Below are 26021 nucleotides of genomic sequence, written 5' to 3'. Positions count from 1 at the left end.
CTTATTTTTCCAGAAGCGGGTCCAGGTCACGGTAATCCGGCAGGCGACGGTCGATGCCCATGCCATTCCGCATCACGATGCGGTCGGCCTGCGGACGGGAGAGGAATTCGCTCCAGCGCCTTGCGCTGAAGAGCACGAGATCGGCAGGGCCACCTTCGGCGATGACGCCAATATCGGGGCGGCCGAGGATTTCGGCGGGCGTCGAGGTGACGACGCGGGCCGACGTGTCGAGCGGATGATCGAGATGCAGGATGCGCACCGCCTCGCGAAACACCTCGACCGGATCCATGTCGCCATAGGCGTAGAATGGGTCGCGGGTATTGTCGGAGGAGACGGCGGTCCTGACACCGGCGGCGGTCAGTTCATGGAATAGCGTGACGCCGCGCCAGCGTGGAGTGCGGTTCGCGTGACGGTCCTGCAGGTACATGTTGCACATCGGCAGCGAGACGACCGAGATGCCGGTCTCGGCGACCTTGCCGATAACGCGTTTGGCTGTGTCGTCGTCCTGACGGGCAAGCGAACAGCAATGGCCGACGGTGACCGAGCCCTCGAAGCGGTTGCGAAGCTTGGCATCGGCGATGGCTTCCAATGTCAGAACCTGTTTGTCCTCGGTTTCGTCCACATGCAGGTCGATGTCGAGGCCGTTGTCGGAGGCCGCCCGGAAAAGGGTGTCGAGGATCTTTTCGAAATCGGGAAGGATGCGGGTGGCGCCGCCAAGGAGCCCGCCATAACGTTTCGTCGTCGCGACGATGCCGTTGAAAACCGCCTCGTCGGGCACACATTCCAGCGGCAGCAGAGCGACCGCCTGCAGCGCAATCCGGTCCTTCCACTCCTCGCGCAGTTCCGCAAACAGCGGAAAGGAGATATCCGGCTGCGGCGGAATGCTGTCGAGATGGGTGCGGATCAGCTTCGTGCCATGGGCATAGGCGCTTTTCAGCGAAAATTCGAAGCGGACACGGATATCCTCGGCCGACCAGTTGGCGATTCGGTCCTCGCGCACATTCATCAGCGCGCCGTCGAACGTGCCGTCCGGGTTCGGCCTGCGGTCCCAGAAATGGCCCTTGTCGAGATGGGTGTGCATGTCGACGAAGCAGGGCCAGGCCATGCCGCCGCGCATGTCCGCCTTCATCAGGTCGGCGGGCGCGGTGGCGGCCGGAAGTATCCTTTCGATCTTGCCGTCCGAGATAATCAGATCCGCGGCGATCAGGCCCTCCTTTGCCGGGGCGGCAAAACCTTTGACGAGGACCGCCGGCAGGGTGGCGTTGACGAGCGCAAAACGGCCGGCGTCGGGAAGTGTCATGAATTCGGCAGGCATCAGTTTTCTCTCTTGAGGCTGCTTTCATGCCAGCGGTGCAGGAAGAACCAGGATATGAAGGAGGTGATGGCGAAGATCACCACGCCGAGCAGCGAGAGCAGGACCAGAGCCGCAAACAGGCGCGGGATATTGAGGCGATATTGGGATTCCAGAAGCCGGAAGGCGAGGCCGGATCCTGCGCCCGCCGAGCCCGCCGCAAATTCCGCCACCACCGCGGCAATCAGCGCCAGGCCACCGCCGATCCTCAGCCCCGTCATGAAATAGGGGAGCGAGGAGGGGAGCTTCAGGTAAAGCAGCGTCTGCCAACGCGAGGCGCCATAGAGGTCGTAAAGATTGAGCAGGTTGTGATCGACGCTCTTCAGACCCTGCACCATGTTCGACAGGATCGGGAAAAAGGCGACGAGGAAGGCGCAGATCAGGAGCGCCACCTGCGTCGTCGGCGCGTAGATCAGGATCAGCGGTGCGATCGCCACGATCGGCGTCACCTGCAGGATGACCGTGATCGGATAGAAAGCCGTCTCGATCCATTTCGACTGGACGAGGAAGATGGCGATGCCGACGCCGCCGATCAGCGCCAGCGCCAGCGCCTGCATGGTGATCTGGGTGGTCACCCAAAGAGCCGGCCAGAGAGTGCCCCAGTCGTTGTAGAGCGAACCGGCGACCGCCAGCGGTCCCGGCAGGATATATTGCGGAATGCCGTTGACGGTGATGATGAGCTGCCAGAGGAGGATCAGGCAGATCACCACGCCGATCGGGATCAGCGTGCGCAGGATCGTATCCCGATTGCGGCCGAAAAAGCCGGGCTTCGGCGGGGCGAAGGCGGATTGTCCACCGGAAACCGTGTCGGCCATCAATGTTCCTCCCCGCCGATCGCTTCAAGCAGCATGGTCGAGACTTTTTCGCAAGCCCGGCGATAATCTTCCGATGTGCGGTAATGAGCGTCGCGGCTCATGCTCGTCTTGAGCGGGAAATCCGCATGCACCCGGCCGGGCCGTGCCTTCATCACCACGATACGGTTGGACAGATAGGCGGATTCGAAGACGGAGTGGGTGACGAAGATCACCGTGATGCCCGTTTCGCGCCAGAGCCTGAGCACGTCGTCGTTGAGCTTCTGGCGGGTGATCTCGTCGAGTGCCGCAAACGGTTCGTCCATGAGGAGCAGTTTCGGCCTGGTGACCAGTGCGCGAGCAATCGAGACGCGCATCTTCATGCCGCCCGAGAGCTCGCGCGGATAGGCATCGGCGAAATCCTGAAGGCCGACGGTCGAGAGCGTCTTCATGATCTCGTCGCGGGCGGCGGATTTCGAAATGCCGCGCAATTTGAGCGGCAGGTAGACGTTGCCGAACACCGTCTGCCACGGCATCAGAGTGGGTTCCTGGAAAACGAAGGAAATGTCGCCTTCCGGCAGGCCCTTGGAATTGATGCGGGAACTCGGCCAGTCGATCGTGCCGGCCGAGACGTCGCCGAGGCCGGCGATGATCCGGAGCGCCGTCGACTTGCCGCAGCCGGAGGGGCCGAGCAGGCTCACGAATTCACCGCCCTCGACGGTCAGCGACATGTCGGAGAGCGCGAGCGTGCCACTGGAAAACTGTTTCGAGACGTTGCGCATCACGACCAGCGGGCGTCTGCGGCTGTCTCCTGGGGCTGGCATCAGCGGGGCTTGGTACGTGGTCATTACGGGCCTTGCAATTCCATGACGATATGCCCCTCACTCTAGCCCTCTTCCCGCAGGCGGCGAGAGGGGACTTGCCAAATGCAGCGCCTCGATCGGAGGAAGAGCGGGCGGCATACCTCCTCCCCCTGCGGAGGGAGAAGGTGGCGGCAGCCGGTTGAGGGGCTGAAGTACCGGCCCTTCGCTATGGCGCAGGACGGTTAGGAGCTGCAATCGATTCACTGGATCGATTGCTCGGGCTGCGCCCGGCCGCTCCTTACTTCTTCAGCGCCATGCCGACGCCCTTGCAGACGAACTTGGTCGAATAAGCCTTCTTGAAGTCGAGGTTGGCCGGTTCGACATTGATCGCCACCATGCTGTCGAAGAATTTCTTGTAGCGCTCGTCGGTAATGCAGCCGATGCCCTTGGTTTCGGCATCACCGGAAACCACGATGCCGTATTCCTTCATCTTGGCGATCGAATAAGCGATCTGGCCATCCGTCATTTCCGGATTGTCCTTCTTGATCAGATCGTTGGCAGCCTTGTTATCGCCGTAGAGATATTTGTACCAGCCCTCGATGGAAGCGTCGACGAAGCGCTGTACGACGTCCGGCTTCTTGTCGATCATCGGCTGTGTGGTTGTGATCATCGTCGAATAGGGGCCGTAACCGGCATCGGCGATCAGGAAGACCTTCGGCGTCCATCCGGCCTGCTTGGCGATCTCATAGGGCTCGGAGGTCAGGTAACCCTGCTGCGCGGACTTCTTGTCGGCGATGAACGGGGCCGGGTTGAAGGTGTAAGGCTTGTACTGATCGTCGCGGAAACCCTTGAAATTCTTCTTCATCCATTCGAAGTAGGTGACGTAGCCTTCCTTGCCCATGAAGATGGTGCTGGCCTTGGCGAGATCCTCGAACTTCTCGATGCCGGCGTCCGGATGCGCCATAAGGATCTGCGGGTCCTTCTGGAAGATCGACGCGACGCTGACTATCGGGATGCCTTGCTTGACGGCGTCCATGTCACCGAGCGGCCCGCCCATGTAGAAATCGACCTTGCCGGCGATCAGCAGCGCACGGTTGGCGGCATTCGGGCCGCCCTGGACGATCTTCACCTTGAGGCCATGCCTCTCGTAGGTGCCGTCGGCGACGGCCTGGTAGAAGCCGCCATGCTCGGCCTGGGCAAGCCAGTTGGTGCCGTAGGAGACTTCATCGAGGGCGGCAGCCGGCTGCACGGCGACCGAAGCGGCCGTGAACCCGAGTGCGGCCAGAAAACCCTTCATCATCAGTGTATTGGACATGGTGAGCTGTTCCCCTGTTAAACCGTGCGGCATCGTGAGAGCACTTCTTTTATTGCATTTGTACGGTTGCGTTGCTCTTTGAAAAGCATCAAATTTCGTGCACATTGATGCCTTTATGGCATCGGTTGAATTTTGCTCTGCCAAATTGTGCGGCATGATCAAAAAACATGCAATGAGGTTTGGGCAAGAAATGCTGCATTCGCGAAAACTCCAGTATATCGATGAGATCGCGCGCTGCGGGTCGATCCGCAAGGCGGCGGCGCGGCTCAACGTTGCCTCCTCGGCGATCAACCGGCAAATCCTGGCGCTGGAGGAGGAGTTGGGGGCGCCGATCTTCGAGCGCATGCCGCGCGGCCTGAAGCTGACGGCGGCCGGCGAGCTTTGCATCGAGCACATCCGCGAGGTACTGAAGACCTATGAGCGCATGGAGGCGCGCATCCGCGGCCTCAAGATGCCGCAGGCGGGCAAGGTGTCGCTGGTGGCGACCGTTGGGCTCGCGGCCGGGCCGCTGGCAGATATCATTGCCCGTTTCATCACCCAGCATCCGCGGGTGCGTGTTCACCTGAGGAATGACGGACCTTCAAACACGCTTCATCCGGTGCTGGCAGGCGAGGTCGATCTCGGTATCGGTTTCAATATCGCCGCGACGCCCGGCATTCGCACACTCGCCAATTTCGATATTCCGATCGGCGCCGTGCTGCCTCCAGGGCATCGCCTTGCGCAGGAAGAGGGACCGATTGACCTGGCGGATATGGCGCAGGAGCCGATGGTGCTGGCGCAGCCGGGCACCAGCCTGCGTAATGTCATCAACTTGGCGCTTGCACCGCTTTCGGTGCCTGTCGAGCCGGTGGTGGAAAGCAATGCTTCGGACATGCTGAAGAAACTGGTGAAGGCCGGTATCGGGCTGACGCTCCTCAATCCGCTCGACGTGCTGCCCGAATGCCGTCGCGGCGAGCTGGTGTTTCGGCCGCTTGCCAATCCCCATGCGCGGCACCAGCCGATGAAGCTTTTCGCGCGTTCGCGCACGGCGCTCGATACCGCGACCAGTCTTTTTCTGGAATTCCTGCTGTCGGAACTCGCCGCCATGGTGAGCGAGCTGCAGGCCAAGGGTCATCTGCCGCCTCAGCCACGGGATGCTCAGCGGGAATAGTGCGGCCGGGGCCGCAGGGAGCTATCGGGAATAGAGGTCGGAGAGCGAAAACGCCTCGAACTCGCGCAGCATCTCGATAAAGCCGGCGACTTGATGCCGGCAGATGACGGCGCCTTTTTCAGCCGTTCCCTTGGAGGCATCGCCGACGACGCCGTTGGGGTTCAGGTCGTGCGCCAGCCAGGAGAGCACATGCGGTGGGGCCGGCTGCATGTATCGGGAGCGGCTTTCCGCCCTGGAGATGAAATTCTCGGCCTTTTCCATCCGCACCAGTTCGGGGCGGAAATGCAGCATGAGCGAGGTTTCCACTTCGCCGCCGTGGATGCCGTATTTCTGTTCGTGTTCGCTGATCAGACCCGCCGGATTGCCGAAGCGGCCCCATTGGGTGCCGATCACCGCCATCTGATGGCGGACGCGCAGCTCGCGGCCGACGATACTCATGATATCGACATTGCCGCCGTGCGAATTGACGAAAACGAGTTTTCTCACCCCCGCTTCCGCCACCTTGGCACCGATCGCCGTCCACATGGGAATGAGCAATTCGGGGCCGAAGGAGAGGGTGCCGGGACCGTAGACATGTTCGTTAGCCTTGCCGATCTCCTGTGTCGGCAGGACGAGGATGTCGAGATCTTGCGGCCGCTGCGTCTTCAGCTCCGCCAGCATGCCGTTGGCGATCGCCACGTCGGTCGCGACCGGCAGATGCGGGCCGTGCTGCTCGGTCGAGGCGATCGGCAGGATGGCGATGGTCTTTTCGGGCGAGAGGTGAGCGAAATCGAGTGTGTTGAGTTCGTTCCAATAAAACGGCTTGCTCATGCTTCCACTGCCTTTCTTTCCATATAGGCACAGGGTTAGGAGATCGGCCGCATCTCGAAAAGCATCATTTTCCGCCCGGTGCGGTGCCTTTTTGCGCGCACCTATCCCGGCCATTGTGCCAAGCCGGGAAAAAAACCGATTTCAATAAAATTGCATGCTTCTGTTTAAGCGGTGCGAAAACCATCCGGCGTATGGTTGTCCCATCAAGAAACGAGACGGCGAAAAGTCGTCCGATATGAAACAGGGTGCAGTTCCATGATCAAGAAGCTCATCATTTCGGCGGTCGTTCTGGCTGCCCTCATTTCCTCCAAGGAAGCCAATGCGTTCAGCATCGGCGGTTTTGCCCGCGGCCTTGCCTCCAGCGGCGCCTTCCAGATCCAGACGGCGACGATCCCGTCGGCGGAACCGAAGACCGATGACGAGGCGGTCGTGACGCTGACCTTTGCCAAGCGTCGCGAACTTCTACGGGTCAACTCGGTCGTCAACAGCGCGATCGACGACGTCGACGGCTATCTCGACACCTTTGCCGGCGAGATGGCTATGGCATTCGGCAATGCGGATTGTCTCGACTGCGCCAATTTGAAGCGCGAGCAGCTCGTTGCGCTCGGCTGGTCGGAAAAGGCGATGAGGATCGCCTATTCGGTCGGCGCGGAAGGCCAGATCGAACGCGCCCTGGTGATCGCTACCGATCGCGGCGACGTGATCCTCGGCAACGACAGCCCGGTCATCGACATGTCCGGCGCGACCGGCACGGTAAAGGCCGAAAAGAACGACAAGCCGGGCGAGCCTGCCTTCATCGATCTCTGATCCCAGCGCGACTGCCCTGCGCTCGGCCTGCCTCCATCGGGCAGGTTTTTCCCGCCTTCTCGCAGGAAGGCGGGCTTTTTGCTGTTACTTGTGCGCCGGAACGGGCTTTCCCCATTCGGCGATCGCGATGCCGCCAAGCGCCAGTGCCAGCGCGACGATGTGGAAGAGTTGCAGCTCTTCGCCGATCACGGCGACGGAAAGCAGAGTGCCGAAGACCGGCACAAGGTTGATGAAGAGGCCGGCCCGGTTGGCGCCGATTTCCTGTACGCCGAGAATGTAGAGGACCTGGGCCACCAGCGAGGCGAACAGCGCCGTGTAAAGCGCGACGATCCAGCCGGTCGTGTCGGGCCAGATCATGCGGTCTGCGGAATATTCCCACAGAACCAGCGGCAGCGAAAAAATGAGGGCGACGAGGGCAGGGATCGCCATCATGGTCCGCCAGTCGATCTGCGGACGCCAGCGAAGCGCCACCGTGTAGATCGCATAACCGACGACGGCGATCATCATGATGGCGTCGCCGATATTCACAGTCAAAGTCATAAGCGTGTAGAAGTCGCCGTGCACGGCGGTGATCACTCCGCCGACAAACGTCAGACTGAAACCGAATATCTGTGCCCAGGAGACCTTCATTCGAAAGAGAATGAAGTTCAGCACGAAAATCAGCATCGGGATGAGCACCTGCTCGACGGACACGTTGATCGCGGTCGTGTAGTTGACGGCGGTATATTGTGCGGCGTTGAACACGACGTAGCCGACGACACCGAGAAAGATCAAAATGGGCCAGTTCTTCTTGACGACCGGCCAGTCTTTTTTGATCTGCGGCATGGAAATCGCAAAGATGACCGCAACGGCGAAGAGCCAGCGGCAGAAGGTCAGCATCATCGGGCTGACATGGCCGACGGCAAGCTTGCCTGCCACTGCATTGCCGCCCCAGCAAAGTGTCGCGATGATGAGGGAAAAATAGGCCTTTTTATGCAAGACAGTCTCCGACGCCGGCCTGGCGGCCGCGTATCTTCAGGTTTCGGGGCGAAATAGCCCGCGCCTTGTGCATTTGTCACGCAAAAACCATGGAAGAGTCACAAACAGGTCGCTTTCCTCCGGGCAAGGCATTATAGATGCGCCCGTTTGCAATGGCGTTGCGGGATTGAGATCCGACGCAGTGCAGGAAATCGGAATAGCGCATCGACCGTAAATCATTATTTGATCTGCGGACGATGTGCCTTTGGTCGCGTGGGCTTTTGCTCGAAGGGCAGGATTAAGAGATGACGAACGTAGTCGTGGTTGGTTCGCAATGGGGTGACGAAGGCAAGGGCAAGATTGTCGACTGGCTTTCCGAACGCGCCGATATCGTCGTGCGCTTCCAGGGCGGCCACAATGCCGGCCATACGCTCGTCATCGATGGCGTCAGCTACAAGCTGTCGTTGCTGCCGTCAGGCATCGTCCGTCCGGGTAAGATCGCCGTCATCGGCAATGGCGTGGTCCTCGATCCGCATGCGCTGCTTGCCGAAATCGACAAGCTGGCAGGGCAGGGGGTGACGGTAACGCCGGAGAACCTGCGCATCGCCGACAACGCGACGCTGATCCTTTCGCTGCACCGGGAACTCGACGGCATGCGCGAGGATGCCGCTTCCAACAGCGGCACGAAGATCGGTACGACCCGCCGCGGCATCGGTCCGGCTTACGAAGACAAGGTCGGCCGGCGAGCGATTCGCGTGATGGACCTTGCCGACATGGAGACCCTGCCGGGCAAGGTCGACCGCATCCTCACGCATCACAACGCGCTGCGCCGCGGTCTCGGGGAAAGGGAAGTTTCGCACGAGGCGATCATGCAGGAGCTGACCTCGGTCGCCGAGCGCGTGCTGCCTTTCCGCGAAACCGTCTGGGAATTGCTCGACAAGGAGCGCCGCAAGGGTTCGCGCATCCTCTTCGAAGGGGCGCAGGGCTCGCTGCTCGACATCGACCACGGCACCTATCCCTTCGTCACCTCGTCCAACACGGTCGCAGGCCAGGCGGCCGCCGGTTCCGGCATGGGCCCCGGCGCGCTCGGCTATATCCTCGGCATCACCAAGGCCTATACGACGCGCGTCGGCGAAGGTCCGTTCCCAACCGAGCTCAAGGACGAGATCGGCCAATTCCTCGGCGAGCGCGGCCATGAATTCGGCACCGTCACGGGCCGCAAGCGCCGCTGCGGCTGGTTCGATGCGGCGCTGGTGCGCCAGTCGGTCGCCACCAACGGGATTACCGGCATCGCGCTCACCAAGCTCGACGTGCTCGATGGCCTGGACGAGCTGAAGATCTGTGTGGGTTACATGCTGGACGGCGAGCGGATCGACCATCTGCCGGCAAGCCAGGGCGCCCAGGCTCGCGTCGAGCCGATCTACGTGACGCTGGAAGGCTGGAAGGAGTCGACGGTCGGCGCCCGCTCCTGGGCCGACCTGCCGGCGCAGGCGATCAAATACGTACGCCAAGTGGAGGAATTGATCGGCGCGCCCGTCGCACTACTTTCCACCAGCCCGGAGCGGGATGACACCATACTTGTGACCGACCCATTTGAAGATTAAGGTTCACAATTGATTACCTAGTCGGCCGGCGAGGAGCCGGCCATCATGAGAAAGTGCTGATGGCTGATTTTGTAGCGGTGATCCGCCGCGCCGTTGACGGACTGGCGAACAATACGCCGGAGATGCGCGCGAAGGTGTATGACAAGGCTCGTGGCGCCGTCCAGCGGCAACTCGAGAACATGAAGCCGCGCCCGCCGGAAGACATGCTGCGCCGGCAGATGGAAAAGCTTGAAGCCGCCATTCTGGATGTCGAGAGCGAACACGCCGAAGCGTTGGAGCCGCTTGTCGATGATGCCGCCGCCCAGCCGACCGAGGAAGCGCCTGCCGAGTCCGTGGCCGAGGCTGCTTCCGAGGGGCGCAACTATGTGTCGGCGCCGGAAGGACAACCGGAGGAGCCGGTTGCCGCGGAACATGCTTTCGAGCCGGCGAGGGACGAACCAGTTCCGGTCTCTCATCCGGAAAGACCGGTTTTCCGCGAAGACGATTACGAAGAGCCGGTGCCGGCCGAGACGGCGGCGGAGCCTGTGGCAACCCACGAACCGGTGGCTGCTGAGCCGCCTGCGGCCACGCCTTCGCTTGAGCAGGAACCGGCTGCTGCCGCTTTGGCCCCGGAAGAGCCTGCGCCGCAGCATTACGGCGACTGGCGAGACGATCTGCCGCCTGAAGACGACATGCCCGCGCCGGCTAGCCATCGGGTGCCCGAACCCGCACCGGCCCCCGCCGTGTTTTCTCCGGTTTTCGACGAGGAGGTCGACCGGCTTCCCTTGCAGGAAGAGCGGCCGGTATTCGAGCCCGAGATACCCGCGGCGGCTGCCGAGCCGCCCGCCATTGAGCCTGCTCCGCCGGAACCGCCTTCCGCCGAAGTGCCGGTAGACCCATCGCATCCGGCCGAACCGTCCTTCGTCGAACGGCAGCCTTCCGCAGAACCCCGTGCGGCAGAACCGGTGGAAGACGATTTTCCCTATCCGGGGCGCGGTGACCAGCATGCGGCGGCGGCCGTTCCGGAGTTTGCCGGATGGGATAGCGCGGCCGCCGTCGAGCCGCCCCCGCAGGCCGTGGAAGCGCCGAAGCCGGTCGAAGAAGACTGGGGTTGGGAAACGCCGGCGCCTTCGGCAGCGAAGGAGGCAGATGTTGCCGCGGCATGGGACGAGGTGCCGGAACTTTTCCCGGCCGGCCCCGTCGAGCCGATCGATCATGGCGCGAAGCCGGCAGCCGTCGATGCGCATTTCGACGCGGAAACCCATGTGGCGGCGGATACGGTGCGGATGCCTTCCGTATCGGAGCTTCCGGATCTTGCTGCCGCTACGCCTGCAGTTGCAGGTGCTGCGCCCGCAGGCGCTTTGCCGTCGAGCACGGATCCTTTCGCTGACTACCTCGATCCTCTCCCCGAGGCGGATAATTCCCAGCGCAAGGCGGACACCAAGGCCAAGCCGGTGGAAAGCGATCCCTGGGGCGATTTGGAGGAGCTGATCGGCTTCACGAAGGACCCGTCCCAGTCCGGCGGGGCGTCGCGTAGCGCGCTGCATACCGATGCAGATGCGGACGACCTGATGTCGGCTCCGGCCCGGCCCTATCGGGTCACGCCGGTCCGCAAGCGCAACTATGTCGGCATCATCCTCGCCATTATCGGCCTTGCTTTGGTCGGCGGCGGTGGATACGCGATCTGGCTCAACCGCGACTCCCTGAACGACATGGTGGACGGCCTCATTCAGTCGAGCCTTCCGGGCAGACAGACGGCCGAGCAGACCCCGCCGCCTGCAAGCCCGGCGCCTTCAAGGCCGGCTCCCGCGAACACGACATCCAGCCAGCCGGCACCGGCAAGGCCGGTTCAGCCGCCGCCCGTTGCGGCAAACAACAATACCAATACGACGGCCTCGCCGCGTCCTGCGGACGGGTCGATCGCCGGCAGCAAGTTCACGCAGCGCCTGATGCCGGATGGCAGCGAGTTGGACAGCGGTCCGGGGGGCGCTGGCGGCCTGGCGCAGAACGCCGAGGGTCAGTCAGTCGCGCAGCTCAATGCGCCGCCTGCCAATCCGCGGCCTCCGTCGACACCGGCTGCCCCCGCGCCTGCAGCCAATACGGCAACGCCGGCTCCGAATTCCGCAACGCCTCCCGTCAACGCGCCGGCGACCAGCCCCGCGGATGCCCCGGCACTGGCCGGCGAAAAGATGTTCCTCTACGAGGAGCGGCTCGGCCAGACTGCGCCGACGGCGATCGAGGGCGCGGTCTCCTGGTCGCTGCAGCGCGAAACGGCTGCCAACGGGCGGCAGGAGCCGGTGGTGCAGGGGCGGATCAACGTGCCTGGACGAGGTCTTACCGCTCTCCTGACCTTCAAGCGCAATTCCGATCCGTCGCTGCCGGCAAGCCATCTGATCGAGATCGTCTTCGCCGTGCCTCCTGATTTCGAGGGCGGCGCGATCGACAGCGTGCAGCGCATCGCCATGAAGTCTACGGAACAGGATCGCGGCAACGCGCTGATCGCCGTGCCGGCCAAGATCACCGATGATTTTCACATGATCGCCCTCAACGATTTTCCGGACGCGCGCACCACCAATCTGGAACTGCTGCGTACCCGTAACTGGATCGACATCCCGATCGCCTACCGCAATGGCCGGCGGGCGCTGCTGACGCTCCAGAAGGGGCCGGAAGGCGAGCGTGCCTTCAACGAGGCGATCCGCGAATGGGGAACGCTCGGTGCCACCGCCAACGGCCAGTAAGGGCCCGTAGAGGCTTCATATCAAAAACAGAAAGGCCCGGTTGCCAAGGCACCGGGCCTTTCTTTTGGGCCACTCGGGTATTTCCGTTCGGAAAGCCCTCAGGCCGGTCGGTTCCGTGTCTCAAACGACGTCGTGACCCGCGGCGAGCAGAAGTTCCCGGGCGGGGCCGCCATCCACGGCCTTGATCAGCAGATGGTCGCCGTCGAAGGTGGAGACCACGAAGATGCCGATCTGGTTTTCCGACAATGGACGGATGACCGAGAGAACGATGCCGGTCTCCTCGAAGGCAAACGGCCCCTGAAACCTATAGCAGATCCAGCCGGCATCCTGTTTTACCTCGGCCGGCACTCTTTCGGCCCGGCACACGACGGAGAGCTCGTCTTCGGTCCGGCTGATGCTGGTAAAACCTTCGCCATCCGCCCAGCGGGGCATGGGGTCGCCCGGATCGAGCCGCGCTATGGCGTAGCTGCCGGCCAATTCCTTCAAGGTGACGCGGGATGCCATCGTTGCCTCTCCATTGCGCTTGCGCATGCCAGGTAAAAGAAAAGGGGCTGCCGAGGCAGCCCCTTTCGATGTCACGTTGCGAAGCCTGATCACGCGTCGACGACGCGCAATGCGTTGGCCTGGGCCAAGGCTTCCTTCTGGACCGCTTCCTGCACCTTCTCGAAGGCGCGGACTTCGATCTGACGGACGCGTTCGCGGCTGATGTCGAACTCGGCGGAGAGTTCTTCCAGCGTCACCGGATCATCAGCCAGGCGACGGGCTTCGAAGATGCGGCGTTCACGGTCATTGAGAACGCTCAATGCGCGAGCCAGCATGCGGCGGCGCGTGTCGAGTTCGTCCTGCTCGATCAGCACTTCTTCCTGGCTGTCGTGGTCATCCACCAGCCAGTCCTGCCACTGGCCGGCTTCGCCTTCGGTGGCCCGGATCGGCGCATTGAGCGACGCGTCGCCGGACAGGCGACGGTTCATGGAAACCACTTCCTCCTCAGAGACGTTCAGTTTGGTGGCGATTTCCGCCACCTGATCCGGCTTCAGATCGCCGTCGTCGATGGCCTGGATCCGACCCTTCAGCCGGCGCAGGTTGAAGAACAGGCGCTTCTGGTTGGCGGTGGTGCCCATCTTCACGAGCGACCAGGACCTCAGGATATATTCCTGGATCGAGGCCTTGATCCACCACATGGCATAGGTTGCCAGGCGGAAGCCGCGTTCCGGATCGAACTTCTTGACGGCCTGCATCAGGCCGACATTGCCCTCGGAGACGACTTCGCCGATGGGCAGACCGTAGCCGCGATAACCCATTGCGATCTTCGCCACGAGACGGAGGTGGCTGGTGACCAGCTTATGGGCGGCATCGCGGTCTGCGTGTTCGGCATAACGCTTGGCGAGCATGTATTCCTGCTGCGGCTCAAGCATAGGGAATTTGCGGATTTCGTCGAGATAACGATTGAGACCGGCTTCGCCGGCGGTAATGGAAGGCAGAGTATTGCGGGCCATAAAGCACCCCTTTCCGATCGTTGTCGGTTCCCTCTGGATTTAGCGTCTGCATGCTGAAGGCGAACCGAAAATGGCGCGGGTCATTTTCGACCCCGCACCAATCCACGTAACAAATAAGTGCGGCAGAACAGTGATTCAAGAGATCACAGAGGCGTTATATCATTACAATGCGGTAATGTATTCCGCTTGGAATTCTACCGATAGACGCGTTCGGAAAACGCTCCCATGCCCGATCGCATCATTAGTTCGTAGACCATGCGGCGGTTCATCGGATTGTGCAGACGGGCAACTTTCGAGCCGAGAAATTCGGTTTCCACGTGCTCAAAGGCAAGTAGGTCCGGTGCCTTGGCGATGGCGTCGAGATAGAATTCGTGAAACTCGCGGCGGCAGACATAGGTCTTGTATTTGGTCATGCAGAAGGTCGAGAAGGTGTCCTTCCGTTCTCGCAGGAAATCGGAGACGCCGACCGTGACTTCCGGCCAGGCGGGATTGAATGTGTCGTCGAAGGCGATGACACCATGGTCGGCGAGCGTCTCGGTCGCAAGCGTGCTGTCGGCGGCGATGTGATGCAGCATGTGGCCGCCGTCGATGCTGAAGAAGCGTGTGCGGCCGATCTTGCTGACAATCTCGTCCGCCCGCAGGCGAGTGCTGTCGCCCTTGATGATGAGATCTTCTTCCACCGGCAAGCCGAGGCGGCGGCCATTGTCGACAAAGCGCCCGTACTGGGTCGGCACACCGTCCTCGGTCTGGCCGATATCGAAAAGATCGATCGCCAGAACCTTATCGCTGTCATCGCTTATCTTCCTGAACAGAAAGTAGGAACGTCCGTAGAAGACACCGATCTCCGCGATGCCGCCTTCCAGTGCATTGTTCGTCTGAGCCTGCAGGAGCGAAAGGAAGACCAGCGCGTCGGGCGGATCGATATATCCTTCGATGGTCTGCAGGTCGTTGAAAATGAACTTCCGGAGGTGTGCATTCATATCCGACGCGTCCTTCCGTTTCTGACTATCCTGCCACAAATAGATCACGCCAGGCGCAATCCGGACCGGAGGTTGAATTGGGTCATGCAGAACATGATTTCTGCACTGCAGCAGGGAAGATAAATCAAGCGAAAGTTTGACAATGTTCCGCTCTGTTGCGAAGCATGGATATCCTGACCGATGATCATGTTATGTGTGTCACCGGATTGCTTATTCAGACCCCGGCTACCGGCATTTTCTTTCCAAGTCGTGTGAGTTGCTTTGCCGATAGCGGCTGTAATCGCCATAGGCCTGGCAACGGGAAAGGCCGACATCCTTCAACTGCTCGTCGGACAACTCCAAAAGCGCCATACGGTTGCGACGCGCGCGGATTTTTTGGACGACGAATGTGATCAGGCACGAAATCAGGTGCCGCTGGTCCGACGGTTCGGCGGCCGGAGCCGCCTCTGCCGGAAGGTGAGCGCGGAGTGGGTGCGGCAGCTCCACGGCAAGGTCGTACCGCTCCGATAAGCGGTCAAAGACCGCCCGGTTTTCGTTTCTCATGTCTGTCTCCTTAGGGGCGATCGGTCGCCGGTTTTCACAGGAGGCGGGCGTCGACCGCCCGCCTCATCTTCGTGATCTGTCGGATCGACGGCTATTTGTCGGATGCCTGGGCGGAACGGGTCGCGGCTTCCGCTTCCCGGAGCGCCTCGGCGCATTCCTGGCAGCAGACCTCGACCGTCTTGCCGCCGATCTTTACGGCAATCCGCGTTGCATCGAGTTCGCAATCGCAGGCGGCGCAGGTATTTTCTTTCATGATGTCATCTCCCGAGTTGAGCTTACGGGGAGAGAGAACCATTTTGCGGGATACGCCGCTGTCAGAATCTTTAGCGACTTTATCTGAGCCCGGCGAAGCGCTGGAATTCCGCCGGCGTGCGGCCGTAGGCCTGGCGGAAAGCCGAGGAGAAATGGCTGTGGCTTGAAAAGCCGAGATCGAGGCCGAGTTCCGTCAAGTCATCGTAACTGCCGAGGAGGTCGAGCGCGCGGGCAAGCCGAAGGCGAAGCTGGTAACGGTAGAGCGGCGTGCCTTCGACCTGCTGGAAGACCTGAGTGAGATAGACCGGCGAGACGCCCGCTTCGCAGGCGATTTCGGCAAGCGTCCAGCGGCGCGCGAGATCCGAGGACAAGGCGAGCTTCGCCCGGTCCACCAGCTTCTGCCTGCCGGAGCTGGCGGTCGCGGCGCGAGCCGTTCTTACGCCTACGGCACGGCGCACCAGCGTCATGGCAAGGGTTTCGCCTTCCAGCGTCTCGGCGGCGCCGCGCATGAGGCTGTGCCGCAGCAGCGCCACCAGAACCTGGGCGCGCGCATCGATCAGGAGCCGCTGCTTGTTGAAGACGAAGCGCGAGCCTTTCGGATTGCGGTGCTCCTGCGGCACCAGTTCCTCCAGCATGGCTTCCGGCACCTCCATGCTGAGGCAGGCATCGCCGCCTTCGACCGGATGGCTGATCTGGTAGCCCTCGTCGCAATTGAAGAACAGGACCTGATTGGCCTCGGCAACCGTATCGTCGCGGCCGACATGGCGCATGAAGACGCCGCGATAGGGAAAGACGAGGCTCGTCGCGTGCGAGCACTCCTCCCCGCTGCGGTGCCGGCAGGAGCCGTCGCACACGACATCGCGAACCGTGATGAGGCCTGTATCGAGCAGCTTTTTAACGGCGAACTGGCTCATGGTGGTTTCCAGGATGTCTCGGGTTGTCGAGGATCCCTATATACGCTCCGCTGGCGTCTCCCACCACCCGAATCAAGCTCTCAGCGCGTCGATCAGTTCTTCCATGTCCTGCGGCATAGGGGCCTCGAACTCCATCACCTCGCCGGTGCGGGGGTGTTCGAAGACCAGCAGATAGGCATGAAGGGCCTGCCGTGGAAAACGGCTGACGAGGTTTTTGGCAGGTTCGGGCAGAAGGTTCGCCTTGGTCCTGAAACCCGCCGAATATTCCGGATCGCCGATCAGCGGGTGGCCGATATGGGCCATGTGGACACGAATCTGATGGGTGCGGCCCGTCTCGAGCCGGCATTCGATCAGCGCGGCGAGGGCGGTCGCATCCGGTTTTTCGTGGAATCGCTCGATCACCTCGTAATGGGTGATGGCTTCACGGGCGTCGTCGCTGTCCTCGCGTTTGACCGCGCGCTTGGTGCGGTCGGAACCGGAGCGCCCGAGCGGCGCGTCGATGGTGCCTTTGAGCCCGCGGGGACGACCCCAGACCACCGCCTGATAGGCGCGTTCCAGCGGCCCGGAGCGGCCATGGTCGGCAAACTGGTCGGCGAGGTGCCGGTGGGCGATGTCGTTCTTGGCGGCGACCATCACGCCGCTCGTCTCCTTGTCGAGGCGGTGGACGATCCCCGGCCGTTTGACGCCACCGATGCCGGAGAGACTTGCGCCGCAATGGTGGATCAGCGCGTTGACCAGCGTGCCGGTCCAGTTGCCGGCGCCGGGATGCACGACGAGGCCGGCGGGCTTGGCGATGACGATCAGGTCCTGATCTTCGTAAAGCACTTCAAGCGGAATGTCCTCGCCCTTGGGTTCCGGGTCCTCCGGTTCGGGAAGGGCGATCTCGATCTTGTCACCGGCGGTCACCTTTTTCTTCGGTTCGGTAACCGGCTTGCCGTTCAGCACGACCGCGCCCTGTTCGATCAGCGCCTTGATGCGGCTTCTGGAAAACTCGCCCTCCAGCACCGCGGTCAACCAGGCATCCAGCCGCCCTTCCGCCTCTTGTGAGGCAGTCAGGACTTTCCTCGGGCGCTCTATCTCGTTAAAGGGATCGTTCATTCAATCATTCCGACAGCAATCCGAGAACCAAGGACGACCCGATGCCCCAACCCGAGATCGAGGAAAAGGAAGAGCCGCTTGATCCGGCGATGGAGAGAATCCGCCGGAAAATGGTGCTTCTGCAGCTCGTTTCGGGCGGTATCTTGTTCGTCTGCTTTATGGCGGTCCTTGCCGCGGTTGTCTACAAGGTCTCACAGCGGCCTTCGACACCGGCGTCCGTTGCCTCCAGCGGCGGCTTCTCGGTGCCGGCGGGACAGCCGCTGACAGCGACGGCCGAACTGCCGGCAGGCTTCCAAATACACTCGGCGTCGCTCTCCGGCAGCCAGATCCTGTTCCACGGCCAGTTGAACGGCACGCAGAAGCTTTTCGTCTTCGATCTTACCGCCGGCCGCATCGTTGCCGATGTTACGGTGGCGATCCCGCAGTAATGGAGCCGGTCCGCATCGATGACGCGGACGATCCGCGGATCGCCGAGTTCCGCTCGATCCGCGAACGCGACCTAACCGGCCGCGAAGGCCGGTTCATCGCCGAAGGCACGGTGGTGCTGCGAATGCTGGCTGCGGCGCACCGGGCGAAAGGCGATTTCGAGGCGGAGAAGATCCTGCTTCTTGAAAACCGTGTGGCAGGACTTGGCGATATCCTCGCCGGTTTTCCGGATGACGTGCCTGTCCACGTTGCGTCCCAGGCGGTGCTGGACGGGATTGCCGGTTTTCATCTGCATCGCGGCGTGCTGGCGCTAGGCCGCCGGCGGCGGGAGCGGACGGCTACCGCGTTGATCGGAAGCCTGCCCGAAAAGGCGCTGGTGGTTGCCGCCTTCGGCATCTCCAACCATGACAATGTCGGCTCCATTTTCCGTAACGCGGCGGCATTCGGCGCCGATGCCGTCCTGCTCGATCAGACCTGTTGTGACCCGCTCTATCGCAAGGCGTTGCGCGTGTCCGTCGGCGCGGTTCTTTCGGTTCCTTATGCGCGTGGCGGCATGACAGCCGAAGTTCTGGCCGCGCTCGCGGCAGGCGGTTTTTCGGTCTGGGGGCTTTCGCCGGCGGGCACGGTCGAGATCCGCGACGTGCCGGCCGCAAATCGGATGGTACTGGTCACCGGCACGGAGGGCGAGGGGCTGCCGGCCGATATTCTCTCCAGTATCAACACGACACGGATTGCCCAGGCGCCGGGACTCGACAGTCTCAATGCGGCGACGGCAACCGGCATTGCGCTCTATGAGATTGCCATGGCCCAGGGAAGGCTCTGAGGTTAATTCGCCGCGTCCTGCGTGATCGCCAGCGTTTTCTTGGATTTCGCCGCAAGACTCTCCCGTTTGGTGTCCCCTGACTTTCCGGAGAGGATCTTGTGGATCGGCGACGACTTGCCTTCGGCCGTCGCGGTCAGCGCCACCATGTTGGCGGCGATCGACGCAAGTTCCTGGCGGATCGCCTCATCATTGCCGCCGTCGGCCTTGTACAGTCGCTCCGCCAGTGCTGTGGCGCGGTTGTGGGTTTCGTCGATCATCTCCGCAATCACAGGGTTGGCGCCGGCCTGTTCGGAAATCCGCGCAGGTTTCGGCGACGGGGCATAAGGCAATTCTCGCAGAGTGACATCCTCCGGGGTGATCTTCTTTTTCGGGCTGGCGATCCTGATTTCCGGCCGGCCGGTTGTCGTGTCGCGCAGAGCGCGGCTTGCCTCCCGGGCCTCGGCATTCGCCGTCTTGAGCTTTTCCCGCAGCCGGGCGATTTCGGCCAAGCGGCGTTCCAGCGCATTTTCCCGATCCGCCCGGTCGGCGATCTCCCTCGCAAGCTTGTCTTCCAGCCGCTGCACCCGGTTCTCTTCCTGGGCAAGCCGCGCTTCGGCATCCTTCGCACGGCTGGTCTGCAGCCGCACGTCGTTGCGCAGCGTATCCCGTTCGTCGCGTAACGCGGTGATGCGGAATTTGAGGTTCTCCACCTCGGTGTCGCGGGTCGACAGGTCGATGCGGAAATTGTCCGCCTCCGACATCATCATCACCTGCCGTTGCCGCAGGTTTTCGATCTCGAGTTCCTTGGCGGCGCCGGCTTCCTCGGCAGCTTCGAGGGCCGCTTTCAACTGCTGGATATAGCTGTCTTCCTGGCGAAGGCGGGAGCGGGCCTCCGCCGCTTCAACGTCGAGATCGTCGATCTGGCTGCGAAGTTCCGCGGCTTCTGCGTGCAGGCGCTTTGCCTCCTCGGCGAGCTCGTCGGCCTTGATCTGCAGGGCGACGGTCTTATCGCGCTCCTGGATCAGTTCCTGTTTCGTGCGGGCATTCTCAGCCGCATAGACGGCACGCGCCATGTCGCGCTGGGCGCGCACCTCCTGCGGGCTGATCGGCAGGGTGGCCTTGATACGGTTTTCGGTATAGCGGACGACGCGGGCATGAATTGCCGGTGCGATCAGCATCGTGGCAAGGGCGGCGCTGAGGAAGCCGAGGCCGAACAGAAGAGCAAATTCGATCACGACGAAGCCGTTTCCCAGGCTGGTTTGGAACGCGCATCATGTTTAAGCATGGCTGCATGAAGCCGGCAAGCATTCCGGCGGGCGATAACCGGCCTAATCGCAGTTATGATGAATTTCATAAAATGCCTTCGAAGTCCGGTTACCGGCGCTTCGAAAGGACAATGCCGTTCTTCAGAATGGGTTCCATGTCGGCGACTGGGTGAGCTTGAGATAGCCTACATTGATGCCGAGGCGTGCACCGAGGCCGGTGCGGATCGGCACGAGAACGACGTTGTTGTTCCGCAGCACCGTCATGCCGACGCCGGCAACGACGAAAGCCGAGCCGGAAACGCCGCCGAAACGGGCGTAGAGACTGTTGACCGAGGGAAGGTCGTAGACCAGCATCATGGCACGCGTACCTTGCCCACCGTAATCGATGCCGAGCGAAGGACCCTGCCAGAAGACCGGATGCTGTCCGGCATTCTTGGTATAGAGCTCGCCTTCGCCATAGGTCAGGCCGGCGATGAAGGCGCCGGAACCTTCCTGTCCGAGGATGTAGCCGTTCGGCAGGCCGAACTGGGCGAACGCATTTTCGACGACCTTAGCCAGTCCGCCGCTGGTGGAGCCGAAGAAGCCGTGGCCGGCATCGACGATCTCCTGCGCCGAATATTGGTTGGCGCCCTGCTGGGCGGCGGCTGGACCGGCAAACAGTGCGGCGGCGAGGACCGCAAACGCCGCCGCGGCGAAACGAGCGAAGGCGGAAGATGTGTGGGCGCGCATTGTCAAATCCATCGATTGGTTCATCCAGGGCCAAACCTCCCGCATCATGCTGAAGGCCCGGTTATTTTGCTGCCATGGTCTTAATAATCGGTTTACCAAATATGGTGTCATTATGGCCTCATAGATTGCACCATCTCCGCGCAACCTTAACGTGGCAGAGCGGAACCGGCGCAATATGCAAAAACAGGAGAACGACATGCCGAAGAATCCCAATCTCACGCTGAGTGGGCCTGATCTCGCGGCACTTCTGTGCAGCCGGGTCTGCCATGACGTCATCTCTCCCGTCGGTGCAATCAACAACGGTCTGGAACTTCTCGACGAAGGTGCCGCGGATAGCGACGCCCTGGATCTCATCCGCACGTCCGCGCTGAACGCGTCGGTGCGTCTCCGGTTCGCCCGCCTTGCCTTCGGCGCCTCCGGTTCGGTCGGCGCCTCGATCGATACGGGCGAGGCGGAAAAGGCCGCCAAGGACTATGCCTCCGCCGAAAAGAAGACCGAGGTGACGTGGAGCGGTCCGCGCGCGATCATCGCCAAGAACCGGGTCAAGCTGCTCCTCAACCTCTTCCTGGTCGCCTATGCCGGGATTCCCAGAGGCGGTTCGGTCGATGTCGTGCTGGAGAACCCGGAATACGATGCGAAGTTCATCATCACCGTAAAGGGCCGCATGATGCGCGTGCCTGCGAAATTCGTGGAGATCGTCGGCGGCACGTTGGAAGAGCCGATCGATGCCCATTCGATCCAGCCCTATTACACTGTGCTGCTGGCGGAAGAGGCCGGCATGGACCTGAAGCACGTCGTTTCCGAAGACAAGATCGTCTTCATCGCCGAAACCGTGACCGCCTGAAACTATCCGGCCGGACAGCGGCAGGAAGGTAACCATTCCTTAGCGAGATGCCCCCATCATAGGCGCTCCCAGGAAGCCCAGCCAGGGCGGGTAGCATCAAGGGGAACATGATGCAGCGTTTGATGATTGCCGATGGCTCGGACATCGTCCGGAAGGTCGGCAAGCGGATTCTTTCCGAACTGGGTTTTCTCGTCGCGGAGGCGGGGAGCGCGCAGGAGGCTATTACCCGCTGCCGTTCGGAACTGCCGAACTTCATGATCGTCGACGCGGCGCTCGAAGGCGCTCTCGATCTGATCGCCGGTATTCGCGCCATGCCGAACGGCAAGAATGTGCGGATCTTCTACTGCGTCATCGAGGCCGATCTCAAAAAGATGATGGTCGGCAAGCGCGCCGGCGCGGATGATTTTCTCCTGAAGCCCTTCGACAGGAAGATCCTGACCTCCGTCTTCTCAGGCCTTGCTCAAGCGGCTTGAAACGAACATCCTTTTCGATCGAACAAAACGGCAGGCGTCGGTCTGCCGCCTCCGGTTGTTCGTTCGCGGCACGGGCGCACGCGAAAAAAAGCCCGCCGGTCGGGACCAGCGGGGCGTCTTTGGTAAAGGGGAGGCTCTGGATCAGGCGGTCTCGGCGTAATCGGCGCCGTCCGGCTCGCGCAGCACATAGCCGCGGCCCCAGACGGTTTCGATGTAGTTGGCGCCGCCTGCAGCATTGGCGAGCTTTTTGCGCAGCTTGCAGATGAAGACGTCGATGATCTTCAGTTCCGGCTCGTCCATGCCGCCATAGAGGTGGTTGAGGAACATTTCCTTGGTGAGCGTGGTGCCCTTGCGGAGCGAAAGCAGCTCCAGCATCTGATATTCCTTGCCCGTCAGGTGGACGCGCTGGCCACCAACTTCGACGGTCTTGGCGTCAAGGTTGACGATCAGTTCGCCGGTGACGATGATCGATTGGGCGTGGCCCTTGGAACGGCGGACGATCGCGTGGATGCGGGCGACCAGTTCATCCTTGTGGAAGGGCTTGGTCATGTAGTCGTCGGCGCCGAAGCCGAGACCGCGAACCTTGTCTTCGATGCCGGCCATGCCCGACAGGATGAGGATGGGGGTCTTGACCTTCGAAAGTCTCAAAGTGCGGAGCACTTCGTAACCCGACATGTCGGGGAGATTGAGGTCGAGAAGGATGATGTCGTAGTCGTAGAGTTTGCCGAGGTCGACACCCTCTTCACCGAGGTCGGTGGTATAAACGTTGAAGCTTTCCGATTTCAGCATCAGCTCGATGCTCTGGGCAGTCGCGCTGTCATCTTCGATGAGTAGAACCCGCATATTTTTCCCCTTTACCGCCGCGTAAGGTACCTGATGCCCCCTTACTCGTTACGGATCCAGACTGAGCCTGATTTGGAAGCTGCCACTAAATGGTTAACAAATTATGAGCAAGCCTGACAAGGTGCATCATTTCGTTAAGCAAAATTAGTAGCAACCTGATTTCCCTTGAGGATTGGCCATCACCAGGATTGAATCAGCAGATGAGGAAACTCTGCTAAATGATTCATTCGACTCACACATTGTCGAGGCCAATTTAGGCCCTGGCATTTACCGACCCTTAAACGATCAGGCTTATCATTAATGATGCCTGTAAACGAAAGGTTAACGCGGAGCAGATTTTATTAACGCCGCGGAAATTTTTTGATCCGGAGTGTAACAAACCGGATACACGGGTCTGGGTCTCGCTATCCACGGAGTATTGCGTATGAAGTCGCGTGACAGTCTGGTTCGCCTGAAGGGTTTTCAGGTTAACGAAAAACGCCGCCAGCTCCAGCAGCTGCAGATGATGATGGCAGAGTTCGAGCGGATGGCCAAAGAGCTCGAGCATCAGATTACCGTCGAAGAGAAGAAATCCGGCATTGCCGACCCGAATCATTTCGCTTACCCGACCTTTGCAAAGGCGGCGCGCCAGCGTGCCGACAATCTGCAGGTCTCGATCCGCGAACTCCGGGTCCAGCAGGAAAGCGCCGAACTGGCGTTGGAAGAGGCGGAAGCCGAACTCGCCAAGGCCTCGGCTCTCGAAGAGCGCGATGGCGGAATGCGCGCCCGGGCCTGAGCCCTCGGGCGTCAGGATAAGGAATTTTGCAATGCGGGGCGGCGCCACGGCGCCAGCGCCCCATTTTTGCGTTTTAATATATTCGTTAACGTCCGCGGGTAGCTCCGCGTTCTTACCGGATTCTTACCGGAGAATATCCCGCCATTCAGGATGCCGCTCCACCTGCGCCTTGAAGAACGGGCAGAGCGGAATGATCTTCCAGCCGCCCTTGCGGGCCTCTTCGACTGCATGAAGCGCCAGCGCCTGGCCGACACCTTTGCCGCGCAGCGTCTCCGGCACACCCGTATGATCGATGATGACGAGTTCGGGCGAGGCTCGCGAATAGGTCATTTCCGCCTGGTCGTCGTCGATCTCGGCGATATAGCGCCCGCCCGACCGCGTTTCTTCATGGGTGATATTCATGATTGCCCCGTTCCTTGCATCTGCGGATGATGTAGTACGCCAAGGGGTGAAGGGAAATAGCTGCCGGATGAGGAAGGGAGCCATGCCGCCGATGGAAAACATGAGGAAATGGCTGCGGCCGCTTCTTCTTCTCATGGCCGCGGTGTTTCTGGTGCTCGGGCTTTTTCTGCCGATCATCCGCTTCGAGCGCCTGTATTTCTTCAGCGACGCGCCGTCTCTGGTGGGGCTGGTATCGGGACTTTTCTTGGAAGGGAACGTCGCGCTTTCCCTGCTGGTCGGATTGTTTTCGATTGTGTTTCCGGTCGCCAAGCTTGTCGGGCTGGCCGTCCAGCTCTCCGGCAAGGCGGCGGAGGCAGGGCTTTTTCGCCGCGCGATGCCGCATCTTTCCAAGTGGTCCATGATGGATGTGATGCTGGTCGCGATCGTGGTTTTCGCGGCGAAAAGCAGTGGTCTGGCGACCGCCATGACGCAACCCGGCCTGTGGTTCTATGCCGCCTCGACGGCAATTGCCGGATTGCTGTCTTCCCTGATCCGGAGCGGACCAAAAGAGCCCTATGACGGGAAGAGGTCAAACTGAAAGGTGCCGTTGCGGTCTTCGCAGCGGCACCTTCTTTTCCGGAAGGAGAAGTTCTCTCCTCGCAAATTCTTCGTCAGTGGCGATATTGCTGTATGCGGGTCGTGCGCAGGCCAGCCAGACCATGGTCATTGATGGAAGACTGCCAGGACAGGAATTCCTCGACGGTCAGAGTGTAACGTTCACAGGCTTCTTCCAAGCTCAACAGGCCACCGCGAACCGCGGCCACCACCTCTGCCTTGCGGCGGATGACCCAGCGGCGCGTATTGGCCGGAGGAAGATCCGCAATCGTCAGGGGGCTGCCATCGGGGCCGATGACATATTTCACTCGGGGACGTATCAATTCGGTCATTGGACTCTCTACACAACACAAGACCACGTCAGTCAGCCTAGCGCCGCAGTTTTAACATTTGACTAAATAGGGTGCGGCATTTGTCGGGAGATCGGCGATAACCGCAATACGTGTCCTCGAACGGTACGAAAAGGCAGCCTTCATTGCGGAAGGCGGCTCCAAAAACGCTGCATTTCACCCGTTCTGCGGGAAAAAGGTCAGAAACCCTTGCCGCCGCGAAGCTCGGCGAGCACGGTGCCGAACATGATGCGCAGGTCGAGCAGTACGGAAAAATTGTCGATATAGTGGAGGTCGCAGGCGATCCGGGCCCGTGCCTTGCCGGGGCGGTCGGTCGGGCCGCGCAGCCCGCGCATCTGCGCCAGGCCGGTCATGCCGGGTTTGACCGAATGGCGGCGGTGATAGTCGGGAACAAGGTCCTCGTACGGAATGCCGGCGGCGAGCATGCCGATGGCATGACAACGGGGGCCCACGAGCGACATGTCGCCCTTCAGGACATTGAGGAGTTGCGGAAGCTCGTCGATATTGGTCTTGCGGATGACGGCGCCGATCCGCGTTACGCGCGGATCGTTCTGGACCGTTTGCGCCACGCCGGTCGCATCTCCAAGATCAGTCCGCATCGAACGGAACTTGTAGACCCGGATCTTGCGGCAGTCCTTCCCCCAGCGCACCTGGGTGAAGAGCGCTGGCCCCGGACTGTCGAGGCGGATGAGAAGCGCGACCGCCAGCATCAACGGCAGGAGCACGAGCAGGGCAGTGAGCGATATGCCGATGTCGATCGTCCGCTTGACGGCGAGCTGCACCCGGAAGGCCGCCTGCCGCTTGCGGGGCAGGGGCGTTTGCTGAACGTCGGCAAGAAGCGGCGCAGCATCCCGGCTGCTGACCGGCATATAAACGGCGTTGTTGTGCAGATCGGAAACGCTCAAAACACTCACCCGCATCGTACCCCTG

General features: G+C 61.4%; 29 protein-coding genes. 10 read left to right on the top strand and 19 right to left on the bottom strand.

The features are described 5' to 3' along the window. Nucleotide 1: 1 nt before the first annotated feature. From DMO26_RS09085 to DMO26_RS09070, 4 genes are all read right to left on the bottom strand, one after another. Complete coding sequence (locus DMO26_RS09085; protein ID WP_117191741.1) at nucleotides 2-1315, bottom strand: cytosine deaminase; 1314 nt, start codon at nucleotides 1313-1315, stop codon at nucleotides 2-4. Beyond that, nucleotides 1315-2166, bottom strand: coding sequence for an ABC transporter permease (locus DMO26_RS09080; RefSeq protein WP_117191740.1), 852 nt, complete (start codon nucleotides 2164-2166; stop codon nucleotides 1315-1317). Before DMO26_RS09080 ends, DMO26_RS09085 begins: the two co-directional genes overlap by 1 nt. Continuing rightward, nucleotides 2166-2990, bottom strand: coding sequence for an ABC transporter ATP-binding protein (locus DMO26_RS09075; protein ID WP_117191739.1), 825 nt, complete (start codon nucleotides 2988-2990; stop codon nucleotides 2166-2168). Before DMO26_RS09075 ends, DMO26_RS09080 begins: the two co-directional genes overlap by 1 nt. A 253-nt stretch (nucleotides 2991-3243) precedes the next feature. After that, nucleotides 3244-4260: an ABC transporter substrate-binding protein gene (locus DMO26_RS09070; RefSeq protein ID WP_117191738.1), complete on the bottom strand. Its 1017-nt coding sequence runs from the start codon at nucleotides 4258-4260 to the stop codon at nucleotides 3244-3246. 190 nt (nucleotides 4261-4450) lie between these two features. Here DMO26_RS09070 and DMO26_RS09065 point away from each other — a divergent pair, with 190 nt between their 5' ends. Continuing rightward, nucleotides 4451-5410, top strand: coding sequence for a LysR family transcriptional regulator (locus DMO26_RS09065; protein WP_117191737.1), 960 nt, complete (start codon nucleotides 4451-4453; stop codon nucleotides 5408-5410). A 21-nt stretch (nucleotides 5411-5431) separates the two neighbouring features. Here DMO26_RS09065 and DMO26_RS09060 read toward each other — a convergent pair whose 3' ends face one another. Then, a complete protein-coding gene (locus DMO26_RS09060; protein ID WP_117191736.1) occupies nucleotides 5432-6220 on the bottom strand; it encodes a creatininase family protein in 789 nt (262 codons plus the stop codon). Between the two features lie 255 nt (nucleotides 6221-6475). Between DMO26_RS09060 and DMO26_RS09055 the strand changes: the two genes are divergently transcribed. After that, the gene (locus DMO26_RS09055) at nucleotides 6476-7027 is read left to right on the top strand and encodes a transglutaminase-like cysteine peptidase (RefSeq protein ID WP_117191735.1); all 552 of its coding nucleotides are present in this window, start codon (nucleotides 6476-6478) and stop codon (nucleotides 7025-7027) included. 84 nt (nucleotides 7028-7111) lie between these two features. Here DMO26_RS09055 and DMO26_RS09050 read toward each other — a convergent pair whose 3' ends face one another. Next, entirely contained in the window at nucleotides 7112-8005 is an 894-nt protein-coding gene (locus tag DMO26_RS09050) for a DMT family transporter (protein ID WP_117191734.1), read from the bottom strand. A gap of 284 nt (nucleotides 8006-8289) precedes the next feature. Between DMO26_RS09050 and DMO26_RS09045 the strand changes: the two genes are divergently transcribed. Both DMO26_RS09045 and DMO26_RS09040 read left to right on the top strand, forming a co-directional pair. After that, nucleotides 8290-9588, top strand: a complete 1299-nt coding sequence (locus tag DMO26_RS09045) for an adenylosuccinate synthase (protein WP_117191733.1) — start codon at nucleotides 8290-8292, stop codon at nucleotides 9586-9588. A 59-nt stretch (nucleotides 9589-9647) separates the two neighbouring features. Further along, nucleotides 9648-12305, top strand: a complete 2658-nt coding sequence (locus tag DMO26_RS09040; RefSeq protein ID WP_117191732.1) for a hypothetical protein — start codon at nucleotides 9648-9650, stop codon at nucleotides 12303-12305. Nucleotides 12306-12425: 120 nt separating this feature from the next. Here the strand turns inward: DMO26_RS09040 and DMO26_RS09035 are convergent, their stop codons facing one another. The 7 genes from DMO26_RS09035 to DMO26_RS09010 form a co-directional block, all read right to left on the bottom strand. Then, on the bottom strand, nucleotides 12426-12809 hold the full coding sequence (locus DMO26_RS09035; protein ID WP_117191731.1) for an ACT domain-containing protein: 384 nt from the start codon (nucleotides 12807-12809) through the stop codon (nucleotides 12426-12428). Between the two features lie 89 nt (nucleotides 12810-12898). Beyond that, nucleotides 12899-13801 (bottom strand): RNA polymerase sigma factor RpoH, encoded by a 903-nt coding sequence (gene rpoH, locus DMO26_RS09030; protein WP_117191730.1) that lies wholly within the window; start codon nucleotides 13799-13801, stop codon nucleotides 12899-12901. A gap of 194 nt (nucleotides 13802-13995) precedes the next feature. Beyond that, entirely contained in the window at nucleotides 13996-14781 is a 786-nt protein-coding gene (locus tag DMO26_RS09025) for a class I SAM-dependent methyltransferase (protein ID WP_117191729.1), read from the bottom strand. 225 nt (nucleotides 14782-15006) lie between these two features. Then, complete coding sequence (locus DMO26_RS09020) at nucleotides 15007-15324, bottom strand: DUF1127 domain-containing protein (protein WP_117191728.1); 318 nt, start codon at nucleotides 15322-15324, stop codon at nucleotides 15007-15009. A gap of 91 nt (nucleotides 15325-15415) precedes the next feature. Continuing rightward, complete coding sequence (locus DMO26_RS33615; RefSeq protein ID WP_162894776.1) at nucleotides 15416-15577, bottom strand: hypothetical protein; 162 nt, start codon at nucleotides 15575-15577, stop codon at nucleotides 15416-15418. A gap of 79 nt (nucleotides 15578-15656) precedes the next feature. Continuing rightward, nucleotides 15657-16490 carry a helix-turn-helix domain-containing protein gene (locus DMO26_RS09015; RefSeq protein ID WP_117191727.1) on the bottom strand — a complete coding sequence of 278 codons (834 nt, stop codon included), beginning with the start codon at nucleotides 16488-16490 and terminating at the stop codon, nucleotides 15657-15659. 72 nt (nucleotides 16491-16562) lie between these two features. Then, on the bottom strand, nucleotides 16563-17588 hold the full coding sequence (locus tag DMO26_RS09010; protein WP_117191726.1) for an RluA family pseudouridine synthase: 1026 nt from the start codon (nucleotides 17586-17588) through the stop codon (nucleotides 16563-16565). 41 nt (nucleotides 17589-17629) lie between these two features. Here DMO26_RS09010 and DMO26_RS09005 point away from each other — a divergent pair, with 41 nt between their 5' ends. Next, a complete protein-coding gene (locus DMO26_RS09005; RefSeq protein ID WP_117191725.1) occupies nucleotides 17630-18016 on the top strand; it encodes a hypothetical protein in 387 nt (128 codons plus the stop codon). Further along, a complete protein-coding gene (locus DMO26_RS09000) occupies nucleotides 18016-18837 on the top strand; it encodes a TrmH family RNA methyltransferase (RefSeq protein ID WP_117191724.1) in 822 nt (273 codons plus the stop codon). Before DMO26_RS09005 ends, DMO26_RS09000 begins: the two co-directional genes overlap by 1 nt. A gap of 2 nt (nucleotides 18838-18839) precedes the next feature. Here the strand turns inward: DMO26_RS09000 and DMO26_RS08995 are convergent, their stop codons facing one another. Together DMO26_RS08995 and DMO26_RS08990 are read right to left on the bottom strand one after the other, a co-directional pair. Continuing rightward, a complete protein-coding gene (locus tag DMO26_RS08995; RefSeq protein WP_117191723.1) occupies nucleotides 18840-20051 on the bottom strand; it encodes a coiled-coil domain-containing protein in 1212 nt (403 codons plus the stop codon). Nucleotides 20052-20222: 171 nt separating this feature from the next. Then, nucleotides 20223-20816, bottom strand: a complete 594-nt coding sequence (locus DMO26_RS08990) for a DUF1134 domain-containing protein (protein ID WP_404947034.1) — start codon at nucleotides 20814-20816, stop codon at nucleotides 20223-20225. A gap of 190 nt (nucleotides 20817-21006) precedes the next feature. Here DMO26_RS08990 and chpT point away from each other — a divergent pair, with 190 nt between their 5' ends. Together chpT and DMO26_RS08980 are read left to right on the top strand one after the other, a co-directional pair. After that, nucleotides 21007-21654: a histidine phosphotransferase ChpT gene (chpT, locus tag DMO26_RS08985; RefSeq protein ID WP_117191722.1), complete on the top strand. Its 648-nt coding sequence runs from the start codon at nucleotides 21007-21009 to the stop codon at nucleotides 21652-21654. A gap of 110 nt (nucleotides 21655-21764) precedes the next feature. Further along, nucleotides 21765-22127, top strand: coding sequence for a response regulator (locus tag DMO26_RS08980; protein WP_117191929.1), 363 nt, complete (start codon nucleotides 21765-21767; stop codon nucleotides 22125-22127). Nucleotides 22128-22268: 141 nt separating this feature from the next. On the opposite strand, the gene ctrA is transcribed toward DMO26_RS08980, so the two are convergent. Further along, nucleotides 22269-22970, bottom strand: coding sequence for a response regulator transcription factor CtrA (ctrA, locus tag DMO26_RS08975; RefSeq protein ID WP_117191721.1), 702 nt, complete (start codon nucleotides 22968-22970; stop codon nucleotides 22269-22271). Nucleotides 22971-23394: 424 nt separating this feature from the next. On the opposite strand from ctrA, the gene DMO26_RS08970 reads away from it, so the two are divergent. Then, a complete protein-coding gene (locus DMO26_RS08970; protein ID WP_117191720.1) occupies nucleotides 23395-23745 on the top strand; it encodes a flagellar export protein FliJ in 351 nt (116 codons plus the stop codon). Between the two features lie 123 nt (nucleotides 23746-23868). Here DMO26_RS08970 and DMO26_RS08965 read toward each other — a convergent pair whose 3' ends face one another. After that, entirely contained in the window at nucleotides 23869-24147 is a 279-nt protein-coding gene (locus DMO26_RS08965; RefSeq protein ID WP_117191719.1) for a GNAT family N-acetyltransferase, read from the bottom strand. A gap of 67 nt (nucleotides 24148-24214) precedes the next feature. Between DMO26_RS08965 and DMO26_RS08960 the strand changes: the two genes are divergently transcribed. Then, nucleotides 24215-24724, top strand: a complete 510-nt coding sequence (locus DMO26_RS08960; protein ID WP_404947033.1) for a paraquat-inducible protein A — start codon at nucleotides 24215-24217, stop codon at nucleotides 24722-24724. A 73-nt stretch (nucleotides 24725-24797) separates the two neighbouring features. Here the strand turns inward: DMO26_RS08960 and sciP are convergent, their stop codons facing one another. After that, nucleotides 24798-25073, bottom strand: a complete 276-nt coding sequence (gene sciP / locus DMO26_RS08955; RefSeq protein ID WP_007769470.1) for a CtrA inhibitor SciP — start codon at nucleotides 25071-25073, stop codon at nucleotides 24798-24800. Between the two features lie 197 nt (nucleotides 25074-25270). Then, nucleotides 25271-26011, bottom strand: a complete 741-nt coding sequence (locus DMO26_RS08950) for a sugar transferase (RefSeq protein WP_404947028.1) — start codon at nucleotides 26009-26011, stop codon at nucleotides 25271-25273. Between the last annotated feature and the right edge of the window lie 10 nt (nucleotides 26012-26021).

Source organism: Rhizobium terrae, assembly GCF_003425685.1.
Classification (GTDB): Bacteria; Pseudomonadota; Alphaproteobacteria; order Rhizobiales; family Rhizobiaceae; genus Neorhizobium; species Neorhizobium terrae.
Note: the sequence above shows the minus strand (reverse complement) of the source record. Positions and strands in the feature narration are given on the sequence as shown.